An 18,013-nucleotide genomic window follows, 5' to 3' on the forward strand; every position below is an offset into this window, starting at 1 on the left:
GATTTAGTTTTTGATAAATGCTTTGACATTTGAAATGTTGTAGTCGCCATTGATCCGATAAGAAGTAGGTGGAATATAATATTTGTCAGCGGATTCAATGATTACGAAACTATTGTTACATTTGCTTGAATAGGGATCATTGTTGGGCATAATCTCATAATGGGTCGGATTCTGGGGATTTTTGATAAAGAAGAATCCGACTGATGATTTTGCATAGAAACTGGATGATGTACCGCCCATGAATAATATCTGTGAATCAGAAGTAACCGCTACCACCTGTCCGCAAAGTTCCATACAGCCTAAGCTCCTGTTGTAAGTGGCGATAAGGTCGTAGTTACGGTTGAGACCTGAGATCGTGATGATTCCGTTGACTTTATCAGGAACGAGGGTGCAATTTACATTTTTGGCTCCGTTGGCATAGCTGAAAGTGAACGAACCTTTAAACTCATCAAAGAACGCATAAGTTTCAGGAAGAACACCGGATAGAGAAATCGAATTACCGTTAGAATCTTCACCGGTAAATGCGCCTGATTTATTAGAATCGTCAAATGTATAATTTAATTCAGAGATTGTGGCTCCATTTACTGTTACGGGATTTTTGAACCGAATTCCGGTAGAAGTTGACAGATAGTACTCACCAGAGGATTGACTATTGTCACCACCCCAGAAAAATTCCATGTAGTGAGCATTAATGTCATTCTTGCAAGTAATGGCATTTGCGCCTACAGAGCCATTAGCCGATGGTAAAACATTAGTATCATAGATTTTTCCTATGGCATGGACAAAGGCATCAGGGTCTTCATTGAGGCGGCGGAGATACATGGTGTTGCCTGTACGGTTGCCACGAAGGGTGATAAGATCTTCGGTTACATTCATGATCATGAATTCGAAGTCTCCGTCTTTCGCTTGGTATTCACCACTTGATGGAGTGGCGAAGAAGTGCATGAGGGTGTTGTAGGAGTCGAACGAGAGTACAGGGCCGTTGTTGGTATTGAGCTTGTAGAAGCTGGTTTCCTCCATGTCTGGTGAGAGTTCGCAACGGACAGATACTTTTTTGTCATCGAACTTCAGAGCATAGATGATTCCGCCGTATGAAAGGTTGCGGTCAGGATAGTAGTCGAAGATCCATCCGTTGTCAGAGCTTGTGAGTACGGCCTTGGTGTTTTCAAGGACAGCCTGCATACGTTCTGACGATGATTCGTCAAAGAAATCTTCCTGATCTTTCAGGCAGGACTGTAACGCAAGAGTCGAGAATGCAAGCAGAGTTGCTATGAATAATTTATTGAGTCGCATAGTTTGAATCGTTTGGGAAGATTAATAAACAGAGAGATCCTGCAGGTCGACAACTCCTGTCATAACTTCATTCTGACGGCGCTGGATTACGTCGCGGAGTTCGTCAAGGTCGATGCCGAAGTTTGAGAGCATGTATTCGCGTACAATATCGAGTTTCTGCTGGATGAGGCCTGATCCGGTTGCTCCGGCCTGGGTCATCCATTTGTCCCAAGTGGCGCTGTCGTTTGTGATATATACTGACATTACTTCAGCAAAGTCTTCAATGTAAGAGTGCTGCGAGTAATCGGTGATGAATCCGCGCGGGAGCCAGTTGGGGGTCTCATTCCACATGTCAGATACATAACCGGTAGATGTTATGGTCTGGAAATCAGATGGAATAGTCCTTGTCTGATTGAGGATGTGGGTGAACTCATGGTGGATTGTCTTGATGTAATAGTGATTGAGCGTTCCGGCATTTTGCAGGTAGGTCGGCAGATAGTTGAGACCGGTAAGGTAGATTTTCAAACCTCCTTCGGCGGTGCCGAGAATGAATGTGCCGTTGTTCTTGTATTCCCATTCACCGACGGTGTAGAACATCTTGGGGAAGTACTGACGGGTGAAGTCAACGCCGGCTACTTCATTATAGGTCTCAACACAGAGGTGTTTGATGAGATGGGCCATAGTGATGGCATCTTCGTAGCGGGCAGGTACGAGATAGTAGTCAAAGTCACCTTCAATGTCCTCGTAGCGGTATTTGAAGTCAATATTGTAGGGCTTGTTGTAATTGGCTTCAATCCATTTGTCGAAATCGTTCTTTTCGGTATTGCCCAAAGTGATAACAGATTTGCCGGTGTCGGGGTCATCATCGGAGCAGGCAGTGAAGCCTAAAGTTACGGCGGAAAGCAGTAAAAGGCTTAATATTCTGGTTTTCATTATTATGATCTTTTAGTAATGATTAGTTTGTTTGGAACTCTTAAGAGAGTTGATAACGAATCAGCGAGGATTGGCTTCAAGACCAGCGTCACGTACGTCAAGGGGGATCTGGAATGCACGGCGCTTGTCATCTTTGGCAAGGAAGTCGGTCTGAACCGAAGGAAGTCCACCGGCATTGAGAGTGCGTCGGGGAATTTCTATTCCGTAGCGCTTGATGTCGAACCAGCGGAAACCGAAATGGAGGGTCTCAACGCGATGGAATGCAAGCATGCACTGGAGCATGGCTTCCTGGGTCGATCCTTCGGCTCCGATTGAGAATGCAGGGTTGAGGTGCTTTTTGAGGGTGCCCTTGATCGGAGATTCTGCGCTATAGCTGTATTCCAGACTGTTAAAATATTCTGTGATGTCGGTCGGAGTCAGAACCGGACAACCGCTGTAGTAGTTTTGAGCCCAAAGAGTCAGATCGGCAGCAGCCTCGTCATAACGGTTGAGCATGATATAGGCCTCTGCACGGTTGAGAAGAGCTTCGTCAGTGGTAAATACAGGAATTACAGAGTGTACAAAACCGGTCTGAGCAACGATGTCAGTGTATTCAAAGAGACATACAACTTTACGCAGAAGAGCCATATCGCTTGATCCGATATATTTGCCATAAATTCTTTTGAAAGATCCGAATTTGTTTTGCAGGGCAAGAAAAGTTTCAGTCGATGCAATATGGTTGTTATGGTTGATGCGACCGCCGGTATATGAACGACCGAACACCCAGCCTATACGAGATGTAGCAGTGGTCATCATGAGATTGCACTGATGTGTCAGCTTAATGTATTCCAGGGCCTGAGGTTCTCCATAGACTCCATTTCCATCTACGGGTAAGGCTGCCTGTGCATCGTTGTCACGCAAAACAGAACGGGGTGATGATCCGAGGCATTTTGTGGCCCAATCGGCTGCATCCTGCCATTTCTCCACAGCAAGATAGAATTTAGTTGCGAAAGCATAGGCTGCTTTCTGGTTGAAGTGATATTTGGGGACGTCAAGGTGAGAATCGGTCACATATTTGAGCCCTTCTGTGAGGTCAGCTTCGATCTTTTCATAGAAGTCGGCAAGATTGCCTCGTTCATATTCCGGACGGAGTTCGGTTTCAGAATGTTCCATGTAGGGGAGACCGAGTTCCTGGGCTGCATTCTGTGTCCAGGGCATGCAGAAGAGCTGCGCGAGCATGAAGTGGTTGTAGGCGCGGCAGAGAAGAGCTTCCGAATAGAGACCCTGAAGAGAAGTGGTCACGGGGCCTCCAAGGCGTTTGATGCCCTCAAGGGCTTCATTGGCTGATGCGATGCAATTGTAGGAGTCTTCCCAATAGCGAGACAGAGACTCGTTTTGGCCGGTTTCCATTTCATCTTTCCATGCAAAGGCATCTTCGAAAAATCGTTCTGAATATGGACTGTTGGGATCGATGTCATCACAATTGTCTGATGATAATTCGCAGACAAGACTGAATTCATGAGTGGGATAGGCCGACACGAGGAGGCTCTTGATCTTGTCTTCGGTGTCGATGGTGGCGCGGTTGTCGGGCATGGTGTCGAGGTAGTCGTCGCATGATGAGAGGGCTACAGTCGGCAGAGCAAGCGCGAATGCGTATTTTATATATTTGTTCATTTTACTGATTCTTTAGAGTGGATTAGAAACCGAGGTTGACTGTCAGAGTGAACTGCTTGGGGGTCGGGGCAGCCACACCGCCGGTGTTGAAGAACTCAGGGTCCTGACCGTTGAGTTTTTTATCGGCGTAGATAAGGAAGAGGTTGGTTGCCTGGAGCTTCAACATGGCGTTGGAGAGACGCAGCGCGTTTGTCACCTTGGCGGGCACCTGATAGGCCAGCGAGATTTCCTTCATGCGGATGAAGTCGCCCTTGGCGATACGTGCATCCGAGTAGTTGTAGGCGTTGTAGGCGTAGTCCAGGTGAGAATCATTCTTGTTCTGGCGCATTGAGGCGATCACAGGGATGTTGGTGCGGTTTTCGTCGCCGGGCACTGTCCAGCGGTTGTTGAATTCCTTCGGAGTGGCGGTCAGGTCGGTGTATTCGTCAGAGAAGACGGGATCGAGACGGATGACGTTGCCGAAAGAATAGGTGATGTAGACGTTGAGGGTGAAATCCTTGTAACGGAAGATGTTGCCGAACGAACCGAGATCAGTGGGGTCGATGCTGCCGGAATACTTCAGGAATTTGAGCTTTTCGGGGTCTGAGGTCTGGAAGTAGATGCCGGTGGTCGAGATGTTGCCGTCCTGGTCAAGGAAAGTGGGGAGACCTTCTTCGTTAAGTCCCATGAAGGGAATTGAGAAGAGCGAGCGCACGGGGTAGCCTTCCTGGGCGAAACCGCTGCCCGAAACGAGCTGCATCACATTCTTTGTGGTCTTGAGGTCAGTGACCTTGTTTTTGTTGTAAGAATAGATGAAGTTGGTGGTCCAGGAGAAGTCCTTGGTCACGATGTTCTTGGTGGTGAGTGAGAGCTCGACACCGTGAGAGCGCATAGAGGCAACGTTGCCGAACTTCTGGATCTCACCGCCGATGCCCTGGGTGTTGGTGACACCGATGAGGTCGAAGTTGTTGCGGCGATACCAGTCGAATTCTACATTGATGCGGTTGTCGATGAAACCGGTTGAGAGACCGAGGTTGAGCTCGTGTTTCTTTTCATATGTGAGTTCGCTGTTGGCGAGAGATGATACGTAGAGTGAGCTTTCGTTTGCACCTGTAGAGGGGCGCCAGGGATTCTTGGATTTGATTATGGCGTAGGCGTTGCTGACAGAGGGACGGTCGCCGGTCAGAGAGTAAGAAGCCTTGAGAGTGAGGTGGCTCCATGTGGGGTTGAAGTTGTGGAACCATTCTTCTTCATGGGCGTTCCATGATCCTGACACGTTCCAGGTGGGGAGCCAGCGGGAAGAGCGGCTCTTGCCGAGTGAGTTGGTGCCTTCGTAGCGGAGGGTGCCGTTGAGGTTGTATTTTCCCTTATAAGAATAGGTGGCGTTGCCGAAGAAGGCTACCGAGCGTTCGCTGGTGTTGGTCAGGGTGTAGTAGTCGGTGTTTTCTTCCTGGCCGCGTTTGAATACCTGGTAGGCATAGTTGGGGATTTCACCCATGCTGTACTGCATGCCCCAGCCGCGGAACCAGGTTGAGTGGCGGTCAACGGAGTTGGTTTCCATACCGGCGTAGAGGTTGACGATGTGGTTTTCAGCGAATACATCGTTGTAGCGGGCTGCGGCACGCATGTCCCACTTGAACATGCTGCGGTCAGCGCGTTCGTAGATACCGCCGTTGGGGAGGATTGAAACGGGGAATGCGTAGGGATCGTCAGGATTTGTGTAAAGAAGCGGGTTTCTATCGCGGATAGCGGCAGTAGGCATCCAGCGGTATGCCAGGGCCTGGTTGGAGTCATCGAGGATGAAGTGTTCCTGCGAGGTAGAGGTGTTCTGCATGCCGCCGAGGAGCGAGAGCTCTACTTTACGGATGGGCTTGTAGGTGAGCACACCGGTAAGGCGGAAGTCACTAACACCGAGCTTCATGTAGTTGTTCTTGAGCTCGTGGAGAATGTTGAATGGAGCGTATGAACGGGTGTAGAATTCGTTGACATCGAGTGTGCGCGAGGTGTTCATCGAGTATGAGTAGGGGTTGATGTCGAAGTCGCGCTTCACTTCGCCAGACACGGCATCGATCTCGCTGCCGAGTGTGCCGGGAGCTTTCTGCTTACGGTAAGAGGCGTTGGAGATGAGGTTGAAAGAAACCTTATCAGAGATATTGAAGTTGGAGTTGAGGTTGGCAGTGTAGCGCTGTACGTCGCTCTGCTTGTACCATCCCGGATCATACATTACTGATGCCGACACATAGTGCTGGGCCTTCTCAGTACCTGAAGAGAGGCTGATGGAGTGGGTTGACATCACAGAGTTTGAGAAGAGCTGGTCAAACCAGTCGGTGTTGCGGTATTCGGCAGCGCGGAGATAGTTTGCCTTGGCCTCATCGGTGTTTTCAAGACCGAAGCGGCCGGTGGCGGGATCGTACTGGTTGATGAGCTGATACATCTTGCCGTAGACACCGCTTGACGATGCGTTGGCGATTTCAGCATAGTTGAGGTAGCCTTTCTGGGCGAGTTCCTGGTAGACGCTCATCTGGTCCTGCGAGTTCATGATGTTGAAGTCGCGGTAGTTGGGCTTGAGGCGCATGGTGAATTCGCCGGTGTAGTTGATGGAGTTGCGACCGGCTTTACCTTTCTTGGTAGTCACAACGATCACGCCAGCCATAGCGCGCGCACCGTAGATAGAGGTTGCGGAGCCGTCCTTGAGGATGTCGAAGCTTTCAATGTCGTCGGCGTTGAGGCCTGCGATAGCTGAAGAGATGAGGGTTTCGGCGTTACCTGAGGAGAGGTCGTCGGCAGAAACATTCATCACGTCTTCCATGATCACACCGTCGACCACCCAGAGGGGCTTGGAGCTACCGTAGATAGATGTGGCACCGCGGACGCGGATCTTGGGGGCGGTACCGAAAGTACCGGATACGTTCTGGACAGAGACACCTGCAGCGCGGCCTTCGAGGCTTCGGCTGATGTCGGCCATGCCGCTGATGCGTGCATCCTGGGCGTCAATCTTAGTGGCCGCACCGGTGAAGAGGCGTTTGTCCATCTTCTGCATACCGGTCACCACTACTTCCTGGAGCTGCTCGGCGTCAGATTCGAGAGAGATTTTCATTTCGGTGCCTTTGACAATGGGCACCTGTTTTGTTTTCATGCCGATGTAGCTCACCACGAGCGTTTTTGCACCGGCCGGGAGCTTCCCGATTGTGAACTTTCCGTCGATGTCGGTCGAGGTTCCAACTTTGGTGCCCTTGACCATGACGCTTGCGCCCACAACGGGCTCATCGTCATCCGCAGAGATGACAATGCCCGTAACCCCCCCTATACCAGAGGTTTGCGCGTTTGTCAGCCCGAATCCAACAAGGATCATGACTAACAGCATTAATAGACTTTTCCTCATAATAAGACAGATATAAATGATAATGATAGATTATATGGGGTAGTGATAGATTGTGCAGGATTTGCAGATGTTCGCGATTAGAACACTTTTTAACTAATCGCCTTGATTTAGCCTTGGAGTTGCAAAAATATGAAATTGAAATTTAATAAACAAATTTTATGTCAATTTTTGTTTTGTAAATGGAAAAAGTAAGAAAAAAATGGCTCAAAAGCATCGAAAAAGTGATCGATAAAATGACAAATTGTTAAAATATGGAGTCTGAATTAGCCTAAATATAGTTAAAATCAGCCCTCGTTGACAGCCCGCAGGACCCCTGCAAACCCGTCTGTGCACCCATCTGTGAGCCCATGCAGCCCCATTCCCGCATCTGCTCCTCCCTCCAATTTGATAAACCGACACCGAAAGTCCAGCCCGATCAGAAGCACGTGGTTTAGTTTTAACTAAACTTTTAATGACTATTTTTTGTTTTTCAGACGAAAACAGATTATATTTGCAGGTGAAAACAATTGAGCAGCCATGTGTTGATAAGAATATAATAGATTAATGTGTGGCGGCAATATAACCGGACCACAGTCCGGGAATCTATCAATTAAAAAAAATAATTATGACGAATTAATGGACGAATATCATCTGTGTCCTTTGGATGACATAGGCAACCCGAAGTATGAATTTTATTTTCTGTATAAGAACGGCCGCTGTTTCTGTAAGGAATTCATAGATTCGCTACAGCAAAAGAGCGATATTGACGAACTTGCGGAACTTCTTGCCATAATGGGCAAGGTCGATAACAACAATCTGCCGCAGAGCAAATACAGGCATATCACCGGCGGAAAGCGCGACAGGAAGGATGTCTATGAGTTCAAGACCAAACATCTGAGGCTTTATGCCATAAAGAAGGAGCCTGACTATTATCTGGTGGTTGCCGGGTATAAGAAGGGACAGGATAAGGACATAGCAAAAGTGTTCAGGCATTTTAATTATATTCCTGACAGGATTGCAATCAAGGATGAAAGTGATGAAGTTGAAGCCGGAAAAGATTCCGGTAGTGATGATGTTAAGTAATCATTGATTAAAATGAAATTACTGAATAAGAATAAATATGAGTCATCGGCTTACTGGACACAGCTTGTGCAGCTGATGATATTTGATAATATTAAGCGTTATCTTGATGAAAACCATCTGACTCGGACCGAGTTTGCCGCCCGCCTCGGGGTCTCGAAAGGCTATGTGTCGCAGATTCTCAACGGAGATTTCGACCATAAGCTGTCGAAACTTGTGGAGCTTGCGCTCGCATGCGATATGGTGCCGCGGATCGAGCTTATGCCGAAGGCCTATGCCGAGCAGGTGGTAGAGAATACTTATCTGCAGCCGAAAGACTGGACGCAGAGCAGCGTTTATTTCAGGACAATACCTTCTGTAAAGCCCGAAGCCAAGGCCCCGGCTTCGGCTCAAAGTGTGAAAGTGCTGCCCGTGGTCGGCAAATCGTCAGTCAGAATCGGAAGCTGCGACTGGGGTGTTGCCGAAAATCGAAAATCAACAAATAAGATTGCGTGATGGTACGTTTTAATATGTCAAGGATTGCCGTCAGCCAGTTTGCAATCCTTTCGGAGAGCCTGCCGCAGGGCGAAATGAATATGTTGACTGAAATTTCGTTTCAGTATTCTTCGGAGAGCCGGCAGATAGCATGTGAGGCCGGTTTCAGGTTTACGCATGAGGACAATACGATTCTTGTGCTCAAAGTGCTGTGTGAGTTCCGGATCCATGAATCGGATTGGGCCGGTTTTGTCAGGAAAGACGGAGTCGGGATACCGAAATCGGTGCTTGAAATTCTTGCAGTGCACACGGTCGGAACCTCGCGCGGGATTCTGTTCTGCAAGACGGAGGGTACGGCGTTCAATAGCCTGATGATCCCGCCTCTGAATGTGGCCCGTATGATGGAAGATGAGGCCGCGGTGGTTAAAAGCAAGTGACAGGCTGCTTGAATTTTCCTGAAAATAGGCTAACTTTGCGGTGTGTTTTACTGCGGAACCAGAAAATCAATCAAATCATACCTAAATTATCATGAAACTTATTTCATCACTGTTTATCGCATTAGCTCTTCCGGTGCTTGCCTGGGCGCAGGCTCCGTCTGACACTATCACAGTGTTTATGATCGGTGACTCGACAATGGCCAACAAGCCTCTCGACAAGGAAAACCAGGAACGCGGCTGGGGCCAGATGCTGCCTATCTATCTCGAAGGTGCCATCAAGGTCGACAACCACGCCGTAAACGGCCGCAGCTCGAAGAGCTTCATCGATGAAGGCCGCTGGGACAAGGTGCGCGAGAAGATCCGCCCCGGCGACTATGTGATCATCCAGTTCGGCCACAATGACGAGAAGGCCAAGAGCCTCGACCGCTACACTGTGCCCGGCGGAAGCTTCGATGCCAATCTTAAGAAATTTGTGAGCGAGGCCCGCGAGAAGGGTGCCACACCGATTCTTATGAACTCGATAGTGCGCCGCAATTTCCCGGCCAACGGTATTGCCGCTGCTCAGACCGACGACCGCCAGAAGACCTGGAAGAAGGGTCTGGAGAACTATCCCGCCGAGGGCGACACGCTGGTTGACACTCATGGCGACTACCGCATAGCTCCGCGCAATGTGGCCGAGGAGATGGGCGTGGTGTTCATCGACATGAATTCTCTGACCCATGAGCTCGTGCAGGGCCTCGGCCGCGACAATTCACGCTCGCTGTTCATGTGGATGCCCGTGGGCGGCTATGAGTTCGCTCCTGACGGACGTATCGACAACACTCACCTGAATGTGCTCGGCGGTATCATCGTGTCGCGTCTCGCTGTCAACGCCATTGCCGAGAAAGTGCCCGCGCTCAAGCCCTACATCCGTCGCACGGTCTATAACCTCAACAAGTAATCTCCTCCAGGCCGACAGATTCTTATCTGACACTACCGCCACATTATAATATATAAGAGCGCCGTAGGGGCGAAACTTCAAGTTTCCACCTACGGCGCTCTTACATGTTTATCTATGATATATTATAATGTGGCGGTAGTGTCAGATGCGTTCGAGGACGGTGGCCACGAGATCCTGCACGGCTGTCTTGTAGTTTGGGTTGGCATCGTTGTTCATGCGGTTGGCTATGATGGAGCAGACGGTCATTGCTCTGTGGCCCATGAGGCGTCCGAGGCCCTGGAGAGGAGCCGATTCCATTTCATAGTTGGTCACCTTGCGGCCGTTGTGGCGGAATTCCTCTATGCGGCGGTTGAGATCGGGGTTGGCCAGAGGCAGACGGAGCTCGCGACCCTGCGGACCGTAGAATCCGACAGCCGAGATGGTGTTGCCGCGGACCATGTCGTCACGGCCTATCTGGTTGACAAGCTCTTCATCGGCATTGACCACGTAGGGTTTCGCCCAAAGCGGATTCCAGCCCACTGATTCGCAGAAGGCGTGTTCGAAATCGAGATCTGCCACTTCATTGCGTCCGGCATAGTAGTTGAGCACACCGTCAAAACCGATGGCTTTTTCGGCAATAACCGGGGTGCCGAGCTTGAGCTCGGGCTGGAGGGCTCCTGAAGTGCCGATGCGCACCAGTGTCAGACGGCGTTTTTCGTCTTTGACCTCGCGGGTCTTGAAGTCTACGTTGGCGAGGGCGTCGAGTTCATTGATTACAATGTCGATGTTGTCGGGGCCGATGCCGTGTGAGAGGCACATGATGGGCTTGCCGTTGTAAGTGCCGCCTATAGTGTGGAATTCGCGAGAGGAGACTTCAAAGTCTGTGGTGTCAAAGAACGAAGCTACCATATTGACGCGGGCGGGGTCGCCTACGAGAATTACACGGTCGGTCAGCTGTTCTGGACGCAGGTGCAGGTGAAACACTGAGCCGTCGGGGTTGATGATCAGCTCTGAAGGGGCTATGATTTTCTTTTCCATGATAGATGAAGTTGTTTTTAGGTGTGGGGAAAGAGGTGGTTGATGATTATAAGGTATAAACGTTTGCCGGGCAGGAGTGGTTTGGTCAGCGGAGACGGTAGCGTCCGCCGGGTATTGCCAGGATGAGCGATCTGAATTCGAGGTCTATCAGCATGGCCATGAGTCTTGGCGTCGGTATGTCGATGTGGGCCGTCAGATCATTGAGAGTGGCCTCGCCGCGGTCGGTCAGCAGGTCGATGACAGCTTGCTCTTCAGGGGCGAGTTCCTGAAAGAGCGACGGCTGAATGGGCACGGTTTCGGCTGTGGGCCATCGCATCTGCGATGCGAAGTCTGCGGCGGAGCTTACGAGTCCGGCTACATGATCGGCTATAAGGGCGTTGCAGCCTGCCGAATAGCGGTCGGAGGTGCGGCCCGGAAGGGCGAAGACATCGCGGTTGTAGCCGGCGGCAAGCCGGGCTGTCACCAGTGCGCCTCCTTTTGAGGCCGATTCTGCCACCACGAGGGCGTCGGCCAGACCCGCCACAATGCGGTTGCGGGCAAGGAAGTTTCCTTTGTGGATTGAGGCCGACGAGGGGTAGTCGGTCAGCATTCCGCCACCGCTGCGTATCATCTCTACAGCTGTCGGCCTATGTGCCGGAGGATAGACCGTGTTGAGTCCGTGGGCCACTACGGCTATGGTCGGCAGTCCGGCTTTCAGGGCCGCGCGGTGGGCCGCAATGTCTATCCCGTAGGCCAGACCGCTCACAATCACGGGCTTTTCAGCCATGATATCGGAGAGCTCTCTGACGAAGCGCTCGGTGAAATCGCAGCCGTAGGCCGTGGCGTGGCGGGTGCCGACTATCGAGACCACACGTCGGCTGTTGAGGTCGCAGTCGCCTAGCATGTAGAGCATCAGCGGGGCGTCGTCGCACTGGAGAAGGCGATGCGGATAGTCAGGATTGCGGAAATAGATGGCGCGGATGGAGTTTGACTCTACAAAATCAGCTTCGCTACGGGCTTTTTCAAGAGCTTCGTCTCTGACTTTTTGGCTGAAGAGGCGGTTGGCGAACCCCATGACAGCCGATAGCTGCGACTCAGACAGACGGAAGAATGCTTCTTCCGAGCCTGTGCGGTCGAGTATCGCGTCAGCGAGTTCCGGCGAGAGCGAGCGCAGAGACGAGAATGCTATTTGGCTTACAAGAGGTTCCATCGGGTGAGAAATGTGAGTGAGGGGTGAGAGATTCAGGCTTTGCGGAGCGGAGCCGGTGCGATTTTATGCGAGATATTCGCGGAAAGCCTCGGCGAGAAGATCGCCGCGCGAGAGGCGCCCGTTTTCAAGGCAGACAATTGTCACGAGCGCATGGACTACATGGGAGCTGTTGGTTGCGTTGTAGATGTCCTGCGTGAATACAAACCTGGCGCCCTTACGCTCCATGCTCAGGCGCGATATCATAGTCTCGCCAAGGGTGAGCGACGAGAGATATTCGATTTCGATTTTTCTGACCACCGGGTCGAGACCCTGTTCCTGCATGGCGCGGAAGGTCGTGCCTGCGTGTTCGCAGAAATCGTGGCGTGTTATTTCGAGATAGTGCAGATAGTTGGCATTGTTGACTATGCCCTGCGAGTCTACTTCGTAGTCGCGGACTTTTATGATCTGTTCGTAACTCTTCATGATTGGTTCTTTGGGTCGGGCGCCGGTCTACGCGTTATAGAGATAGCGCTTTATGGATCGTTTGGGAGTTTTTTCGAATTCGTTGGCTATCAGCTGTATGCGGTCTATCCTTTCGTATGGGGCCACTATGCGGTTCAGGTCGGTTCTGACCTGCTCCATGAGAGCCGGCAGCTGTTCGTTGTGAACTTTGTCGCGGTCCATAGCCTCATAGTCGGGATAGACGAGGGCCACGAGGTGTTTGCCGCGCTCCACGATAAGGCTTTCCGACACGTAGGGCATGTTGTTTAGCTTGGCCTCGATCTCTTCAGGATAGATGTTCTGCCCGCTGGCTCCGAGGATCATGGTTTTGTAGCGCCCGCGTATGAAGATGATGCCCCGGTCAGAGATTGTGCCCATGTCGCCGGTGTGTAGCCAGCCTTCTGCATCGATCACGGCCTCGGTAGCTTCCGGATTCTTGTAGTAGCCCTTCATCACGTTTTCGCCACGCACGCAGATTTCGCCCGGCTCGGTTTCCGGATTCCGGCTGCCTGCTATTTTGCTCTCCATAGTCGGCAGTGTGCGGCCCGATGATGAGACGATGAAATTGCGCCAGGGGGTATAGCTGATGAGCGGGCCGCATTCGGTCATGCCGTAGCCCACGGTGAAGGGGAATTTTATTTTGTGGAGAAAGGCTTCTACTTCATGGTTGAGAGGGGCGCCGCCTACTATCACTTCCTCGAACTCACCGCCGAGAGCCTCGACAAGGCTGTTGCGGATCTTGCGGTAGACGAGAGTCTTGAGTCCCGGCAGTTTCAGCGCGCGGCGCACCGAGGGCTTCTCGATGATCGGGCGCAGTTTGTTGCGGTAGATCTTTTCGAGAATGAGCGGGACGCAGATGATCAGATTGGGCCTTACCTCTGCAAAGGCTTTGAGCAGAAGTTTGGGAGTGGGAAGTTTGCCCAGAATGGTGATGTGGGTGCCGACGGCAAGAGGGGTCAGCATGTCGAAGGCACATCCGTAGGCATGGGCGAGAGGTAGAAACGACAGGGCTCTCGATCCGCGGTAGTGCAGTCGGGATGCCACCCCGAAGCGGACGTTGCCCCCAAGGTTGCCGAGAGTGAGCATCACGCCTTTGGAGAAGCCTGTGGTTCCTGAGGTGTAGTTGATTTCGGCAAGGGTGCTCTCGTCGATTTCGGGATAATCAACATCGGCCGTGGTGAAGCCGTGTGGATAGCGTCTGCGCATTTTCTGCGGCAGGCGGGCGAGGAATTTCTCTACCGCATGGTTTGTGACCGGGTGTTCGGCGAGCACGGCGCGGCGGTCGAGCGAGAGGACGGCTTTCACGGCAGGAATTTTTTCAAATTCCATTGAGTCGAAGATGCTTTCATTGATGAAAAGCATGACGCTCTCGGAGTGGTTGATGATATGCTGCGCATCCTGGACGTTGAAATCATGCAACACGGGCACAATGACGGCTCCGTAGGTGAGAGTGGCCATGTAGACCACCACCCAGGCAAACGAGTTCTTACCCATGACGGCAATCTTGTCGCCGCGCTTGATGCCTGCCTCTTCATAGAGCAGATGCAGGGCGGCAATGCGCCTTGCCATGTCGGCATAGGTCATTGTCTGGTCAGAACCGAATTCCGTAAGAGCCGGCAGTTCCCAGTTTTTACGGAAACCGGAGGCGTATATCTGTAAAAGATTCTCCTTGTTCATAAATAAGTTGGCTGTGAAAGGGATGTCAATCATATAACGCTGACAGACAATCCTTTGTTTTTCCCATTTTGCGCCCTTTGGATATTCCGGAGTGCGGATGCGGGACAATCTATTCACAAAGTAACTAAAAATCACCCGAATATGCAAATCGTGGCCAAAGCTGAAGCCGGAGTGGAGCCGGCCCTCCGCCGCGTATGCTTCTCAGATGTTCTGCCCGATGTCCGCAGGCAGGAAAAAGGCGCATAGAGCACGCAGGCCCCGCAGGACCGGTGTACGCTATGCGCCTTATGCTTTTTTCGGAGTCAGTCCGGATTACATCTTGTTGAGATATTCGCGGAGAGCTTCGTTTTCGGGGTCGATTTCAAGGAATTTTTCGAAGTAAGCGCGAGCCTGTTCCTTGTCACCAGCCTTGAGGTAGTAGTTGGCGAGATTGTTGTAGGCGCTCTTGTAAGCGTCGCGGTATTTTTCCTTGTTTTCGGGGTTTTCGTCGTAAGCGGCGAGCATCTGCTGATATGTCTCGACCAGGGCGGGAGTGATCTCGGCTCCGTCACGGACCATCATGAGAGTGGCTTTGTTGCGGTAGAGCGGGCCTTTGTTGGCGGCTGACTCGATAGCCATGTCGACATACTTGATACCGTTGTTGGCGGCTTCGATACGTTCGGGAGAGCCTTCGGGAAGCGATACGCCGAGGTTCTTGTAGCGGTTCGAGAGGATGAAGTAGTCGTTGAGAGAGGCGTCGCCTGCGTCAACGAATTTCTGCATGTATTCAGCGGCCTTCTGATAGTCTTCGAGGGCGGTGTACATTGACGAGATGTTGGCGAGGATCTGTTTGTTCTTCTCAGGATTGAGCTCATAGGCCTTGGTGTAGGCGGCTACAGCATCTTCAGGACGCTTGAGTTCGCCGAGGATGTCACCGTAGGTGGTGTAGTCAGTGGCTGTGAACTTGGCATCGGCGTGAGAGAAGAGTTTCTTAGCGGCTTCTTCAGCACCGGTGAAGTCTTTGAGGGCAGCCTTGTTGAGCATAACCATGCGCTGCATGTATTCGTTGTTGGGGTCTTTTGCAAGCACCTGGTTTGCCACGTCGAGAGATTCCTGATACTTCTTACCGAAGTAGAGGAGACCTGAGTAGCGCTGTTCGTCACCCTGGAAGTGATTGGGGTTCTGGATGTATTTGCCATACTGTTCGGCAGCTTTTGTGAACTGGTTGCCGTCATAGTATTTTTCAGCGAGCTCGCTCTGGGCAAGAGCCGAGTTGGGGAGCTTTTCGTTGAGCTCGACGAGCTTGGCGATAGCGAAGTCAGGGTTTACCTTGTTGTAGAGGTTGGCATACTTGACATAGGCTTCGGGGTTGATGTTGCCTGCTTCTTCGTCATAGACCATAGCCTGTTCGTAGCGGCCGGCTGCGGCACCTACGTCAGTGGTCTTGAGCATGTCGCCCTGGAGAACGTAGATCTGAGCTTCCTTGTTTTTGGAAACTTTCATTGCCTTGTCGATCTGCTTGTCGATTTCCTTGGCGTAGAGAGTGGGGTCTACATTAAAATATGCGCGGGCCACGGCTGCCATGAGCGAGGCGTCTTTCTTGTTGGTCTCAAGAGCTTTCTTGAAGAGGTCAGAGGCTTCTGATTTGTTGCCGTTCTTGAGGGCGATTTCGCCGAGACCTACATAGTTGTAGCCATAGTTGGGGTTTGCTTCCTTGCCTTTGTTGAAGTTGGCGGCCGCAGCGGCGGTGTTGCCTTCACGCATGTCAAGTGAGCCGAGATAGAAGTATGACACGGCTTTGTCTGTAGAAGGATCATTGAGTGTTTTCTCAAGGATGGTCTTTGCCTTCTCGAAACGGTCGGCGTTGTAGTAGTCAACGCCATCCTGATAGCCGCCCTGGGCGAATGCCGTGAGGGCAAACCCTCCAAGAACGAGGGAAAAGATAGTACGGAATTTCATTTTCTGGTTTACTATAGATATTTAATTTTTTTTTGATTGATGTTCGTTGTTGTTTACATCCGGTTCCTGCAAACTGGATAATGATTTTTCAGTTTGAAAGACCGTCAGGCGGGTTCGGGGTGTGTGATGTCATTGATAGACTAACGCAGAAGCCACCTTATTATTGTTTTATTCGAGAGCAACCATGCGCGGGCGCACTGTGGCGGGCAGAATGCCGGTCATCTGTATGAGCTTCTGGCCCTGGAATCCGGTGACGAAGCTGAAGAATCGGTGGGTTATGGTGCCGCCGGGGGCTGTGCTGATCATGTAGACCGAGCGGTAGAGCGGGTAGGAGCCGTCGAAAATATAGGCCTGATAGGGCTTGTAGGCTGCCACCACGTCATTTCCGCGTATTTTCAGCACCTTTACTTCGGAGTTGAAATCGAGCTGGGTGGTGTCGCTTTTCTCTACTGCCTGGGCGAGTTCATCGACTGATTTTTCGCGTCCCTGCATGTCGCTCGAAACCCAGCTGACGCCGATGACGCCCATAGCGTTCTTGTTTTCGGCCACGGCTTTGAACACATCGGGGTTTGTCTTCACTGCTGATACATTCGGTCCGAATGCTTTGCCGTTGAGAATCGAGTCGCGCATGAACTTGACGGTTGACGATCCCTGATGGTCGAAGATTACGTCGATCTCGCCGAGCTTGCAGGGTTCTACCTGATCCCAGCGGCTGACCTCGCCTGAAAGGATCTCTGCGATTTCCTTTTTAGATAGGATCTCCACAGGGTTTTCCGGGTTTACGATTATGGCGAGGGCGTCAACGGCGATCTTTTTCTGGTTGACAATTTTTTTATTGCTGCGGAGGAAGCTGACTTCCTTTTCGGTCAGAGGACGGGTTGTGACGGCGCATTTCACACCCTGCATGGCCATGATGGAGTCGATGCAGGCGTTTTCAGGGAGGTAGTAGGCGAGCACATCTTCTTTAGGGTAGATGTATTCGTAGACGTTGATCTCCTGTTCGAGTATGTTTTCGAATGACTCGTCACATGCAACCTTGGCCATAGGGTCAGGCTGCATGGATGCTTTCTTGCCGCATCCGCTGAAAGCGGCGAGAAGACTCAGGGCCGCAAGGGCGGCCATGCATTTGCTTGATTTGATCATAGGCTGACAAACAGTTTTTATTGATCGTCACGTTCGTTGCCGTAGCCTGGGTCTATGCCCTTGAACTGGCGGTAGGCACGCCACAGACCGTAGACGGTGAACAGGGCGCCGCCGACCCAGCGAACCCATTTCCATGTTGGGAAGAGAATGTCGAAATAGCCGCAGAAGAAGAGAACACCTACGCCTACGTAGATGATAATCATTATGATACCGAAGATGTTGCGCATAGCGGCAGGAGTTCCGGTCGGAGTTCGTTGAGCACTCATAGCTTTATAGTTTTAACGTTAATTCATTCGGTGTCCGGCATTCAGAGATGCGGCCGGATATTAAATTAACAATTGTTGTGTGTGAAAGTTCGAGTGACCCGAAGCGGCGTTGCATGGGTGTCGGTGTGGGACGGCTGCAAACTCACGGTGTAAAATTAATGAAAAAATATTAAT

15 protein-coding genes are annotated in these 18,013 nt (G+C 51.3%); 4 read left to right on the forward strand and 11 right to left on the reverse strand.

The genetic code is table 11. The features are described 5' to 3' along the window. Positions 1–3: 3 nt before the first annotated feature. From E7745_RS04440 to E7745_RS04455, 4 genes are read right to left on the reverse strand one after another with little or no spacing between them, the layout of a single operon-like run. Entirely contained in the window at positions 4–1,293 is a 1,290-nt protein-coding gene (locus tag E7745_RS04440) for a DUF4302 domain-containing protein (RefSeq protein ID WP_136408388.1), read from the reverse strand. A 21-nt stretch (positions 1,294–1,314) separates the two neighbouring features. Continuing rightward, positions 1,315–2,205, reverse strand: a complete 891-nt coding sequence (locus E7745_RS04445) for a putative zinc-binding metallopeptidase (RefSeq protein WP_205746913.1) — start codon at positions 2,203–2,205, stop codon at positions 1,315–1,317. A 60-nt stretch (positions 2,206–2,265) separates the two neighbouring features. Beyond that, the gene (locus E7745_RS04450) at positions 2,266–3,858 is read right to left on the reverse strand and encodes a RagB/SusD family nutrient uptake outer membrane protein (RefSeq protein ID WP_123398149.1); all 1,593 of its coding nucleotides are present in this window, start codon (positions 3,856–3,858) and stop codon (positions 2,266–2,268) included. Positions 3,859–3,880: 22 nt separating this feature from the next. After that, on the reverse strand, positions 3,881–7,219 hold the full coding sequence (locus tag E7745_RS04455) for a SusC/RagA family TonB-linked outer membrane protein (RefSeq protein WP_123398150.1): 3,339 nt from the start codon (positions 7,217–7,219) through the stop codon (positions 3,881–3,883). A gap of 615 nt (positions 7,220–7,834) precedes the next feature. Here E7745_RS04455 and E7745_RS04460 point away from each other — a divergent pair. The 4 genes from E7745_RS04460 (at position 7,835) to E7745_RS04475 (ending at position 10,129) form a co-directional block, all read left to right on the forward strand. After that, a complete protein-coding gene (locus E7745_RS04460) occupies positions 7,835–8,281 on the forward strand; it encodes a hypothetical protein (RefSeq protein WP_136408390.1) in 447 nt (148 codons plus the stop codon). Between the two features lie 12 nt (positions 8,282–8,293). Then, positions 8,294–8,773 (forward strand): helix-turn-helix domain-containing protein, encoded by a 480-nt coding sequence (locus tag E7745_RS04465; protein WP_124075823.1) that lies wholly within the window; start codon positions 8,294–8,296, stop codon positions 8,771–8,773. A 14-nt stretch (positions 8,774–8,787) separates the two neighbouring features. Next, positions 8,788–9,189 (forward strand): hypothetical protein, encoded by a 402-nt coding sequence (locus tag E7745_RS04470; RefSeq protein ID WP_123615912.1) that lies wholly within the window; start codon positions 8,788–8,790, stop codon positions 9,187–9,189. Positions 9,190–9,280: 91 nt separating this feature from the next. Next, the gene (locus tag E7745_RS04475) at positions 9,281–10,129 is read left to right on the forward strand and encodes a rhamnogalacturonan acetylesterase (protein ID WP_107032333.1); all 849 of its coding nucleotides are present in this window, start codon (positions 9,281–9,283) and stop codon (positions 10,127–10,129) included. A 141-nt stretch (positions 10,130–10,270) separates the two neighbouring features. Here the strand turns inward: E7745_RS04475 and E7745_RS04480 are convergent, their stop codons facing one another. From E7745_RS04480 to E7745_RS04510, 7 genes are all read right to left on the reverse strand, one after another. Next, positions 10,271–11,146, reverse strand: coding sequence for a nucleoside phosphorylase (locus E7745_RS04480; protein ID WP_107032332.1), 876 nt, complete (start codon positions 11,144–11,146; stop codon positions 10,271–10,273). A gap of 85 nt (positions 11,147–11,231) precedes the next feature. Next, positions 11,232–12,335 (reverse strand): DNA-processing protein DprA, encoded by a 1,104-nt coding sequence (gene dprA / locus E7745_RS04485; RefSeq protein ID WP_136408391.1) that lies wholly within the window; start codon positions 12,333–12,335, stop codon positions 11,232–11,234. A gap of 63 nt (positions 12,336–12,398) precedes the next feature. Then, complete coding sequence (locus E7745_RS04490) at positions 12,399–12,797, reverse strand: thioesterase family protein (protein WP_107032330.1); 399 nt, start codon at positions 12,795–12,797, stop codon at positions 12,399–12,401. A 27-nt stretch (positions 12,798–12,824) separates the two neighbouring features. Further along, positions 12,825–14,492 (reverse strand): AMP-binding protein, encoded by a 1,668-nt coding sequence (locus E7745_RS04495; RefSeq protein WP_136408392.1) that lies wholly within the window; start codon positions 14,490–14,492, stop codon positions 12,825–12,827. Between the two features lie 312 nt (positions 14,493–14,804). Beyond that, positions 14,805–16,430 (reverse strand): lipopolysaccharide assembly protein LapB, encoded by a 1,626-nt coding sequence (locus E7745_RS04500; RefSeq protein ID WP_136408393.1) that lies wholly within the window; start codon positions 16,428–16,430, stop codon positions 14,805–14,807. A 168-nt stretch (positions 16,431–16,598) separates the two neighbouring features. Beyond that, positions 16,599–17,573, reverse strand: a complete 975-nt coding sequence (locus tag E7745_RS04505; protein WP_123398157.1) for a PstS family phosphate ABC transporter substrate-binding protein — start codon at positions 17,571–17,573, stop codon at positions 16,599–16,601. Between the two features lie 17 nt (positions 17,574–17,590). Next, entirely contained in the window at positions 17,591–17,839 is a 249-nt protein-coding gene (locus tag E7745_RS04510) for a hypothetical protein (RefSeq protein ID WP_123398158.1), read from the reverse strand. Between the last annotated feature and the right edge of the window lie 174 nt (positions 17,840–18,013).

The sequence above is a fragment of the Duncaniella sp. C9 genome (genome assembly GCF_004803935.1).
Taxonomy (GTDB): Bacteria; Bacteroidota; Bacteroidia; order Bacteroidales; family Muribaculaceae; genus Duncaniella; species Duncaniella muris.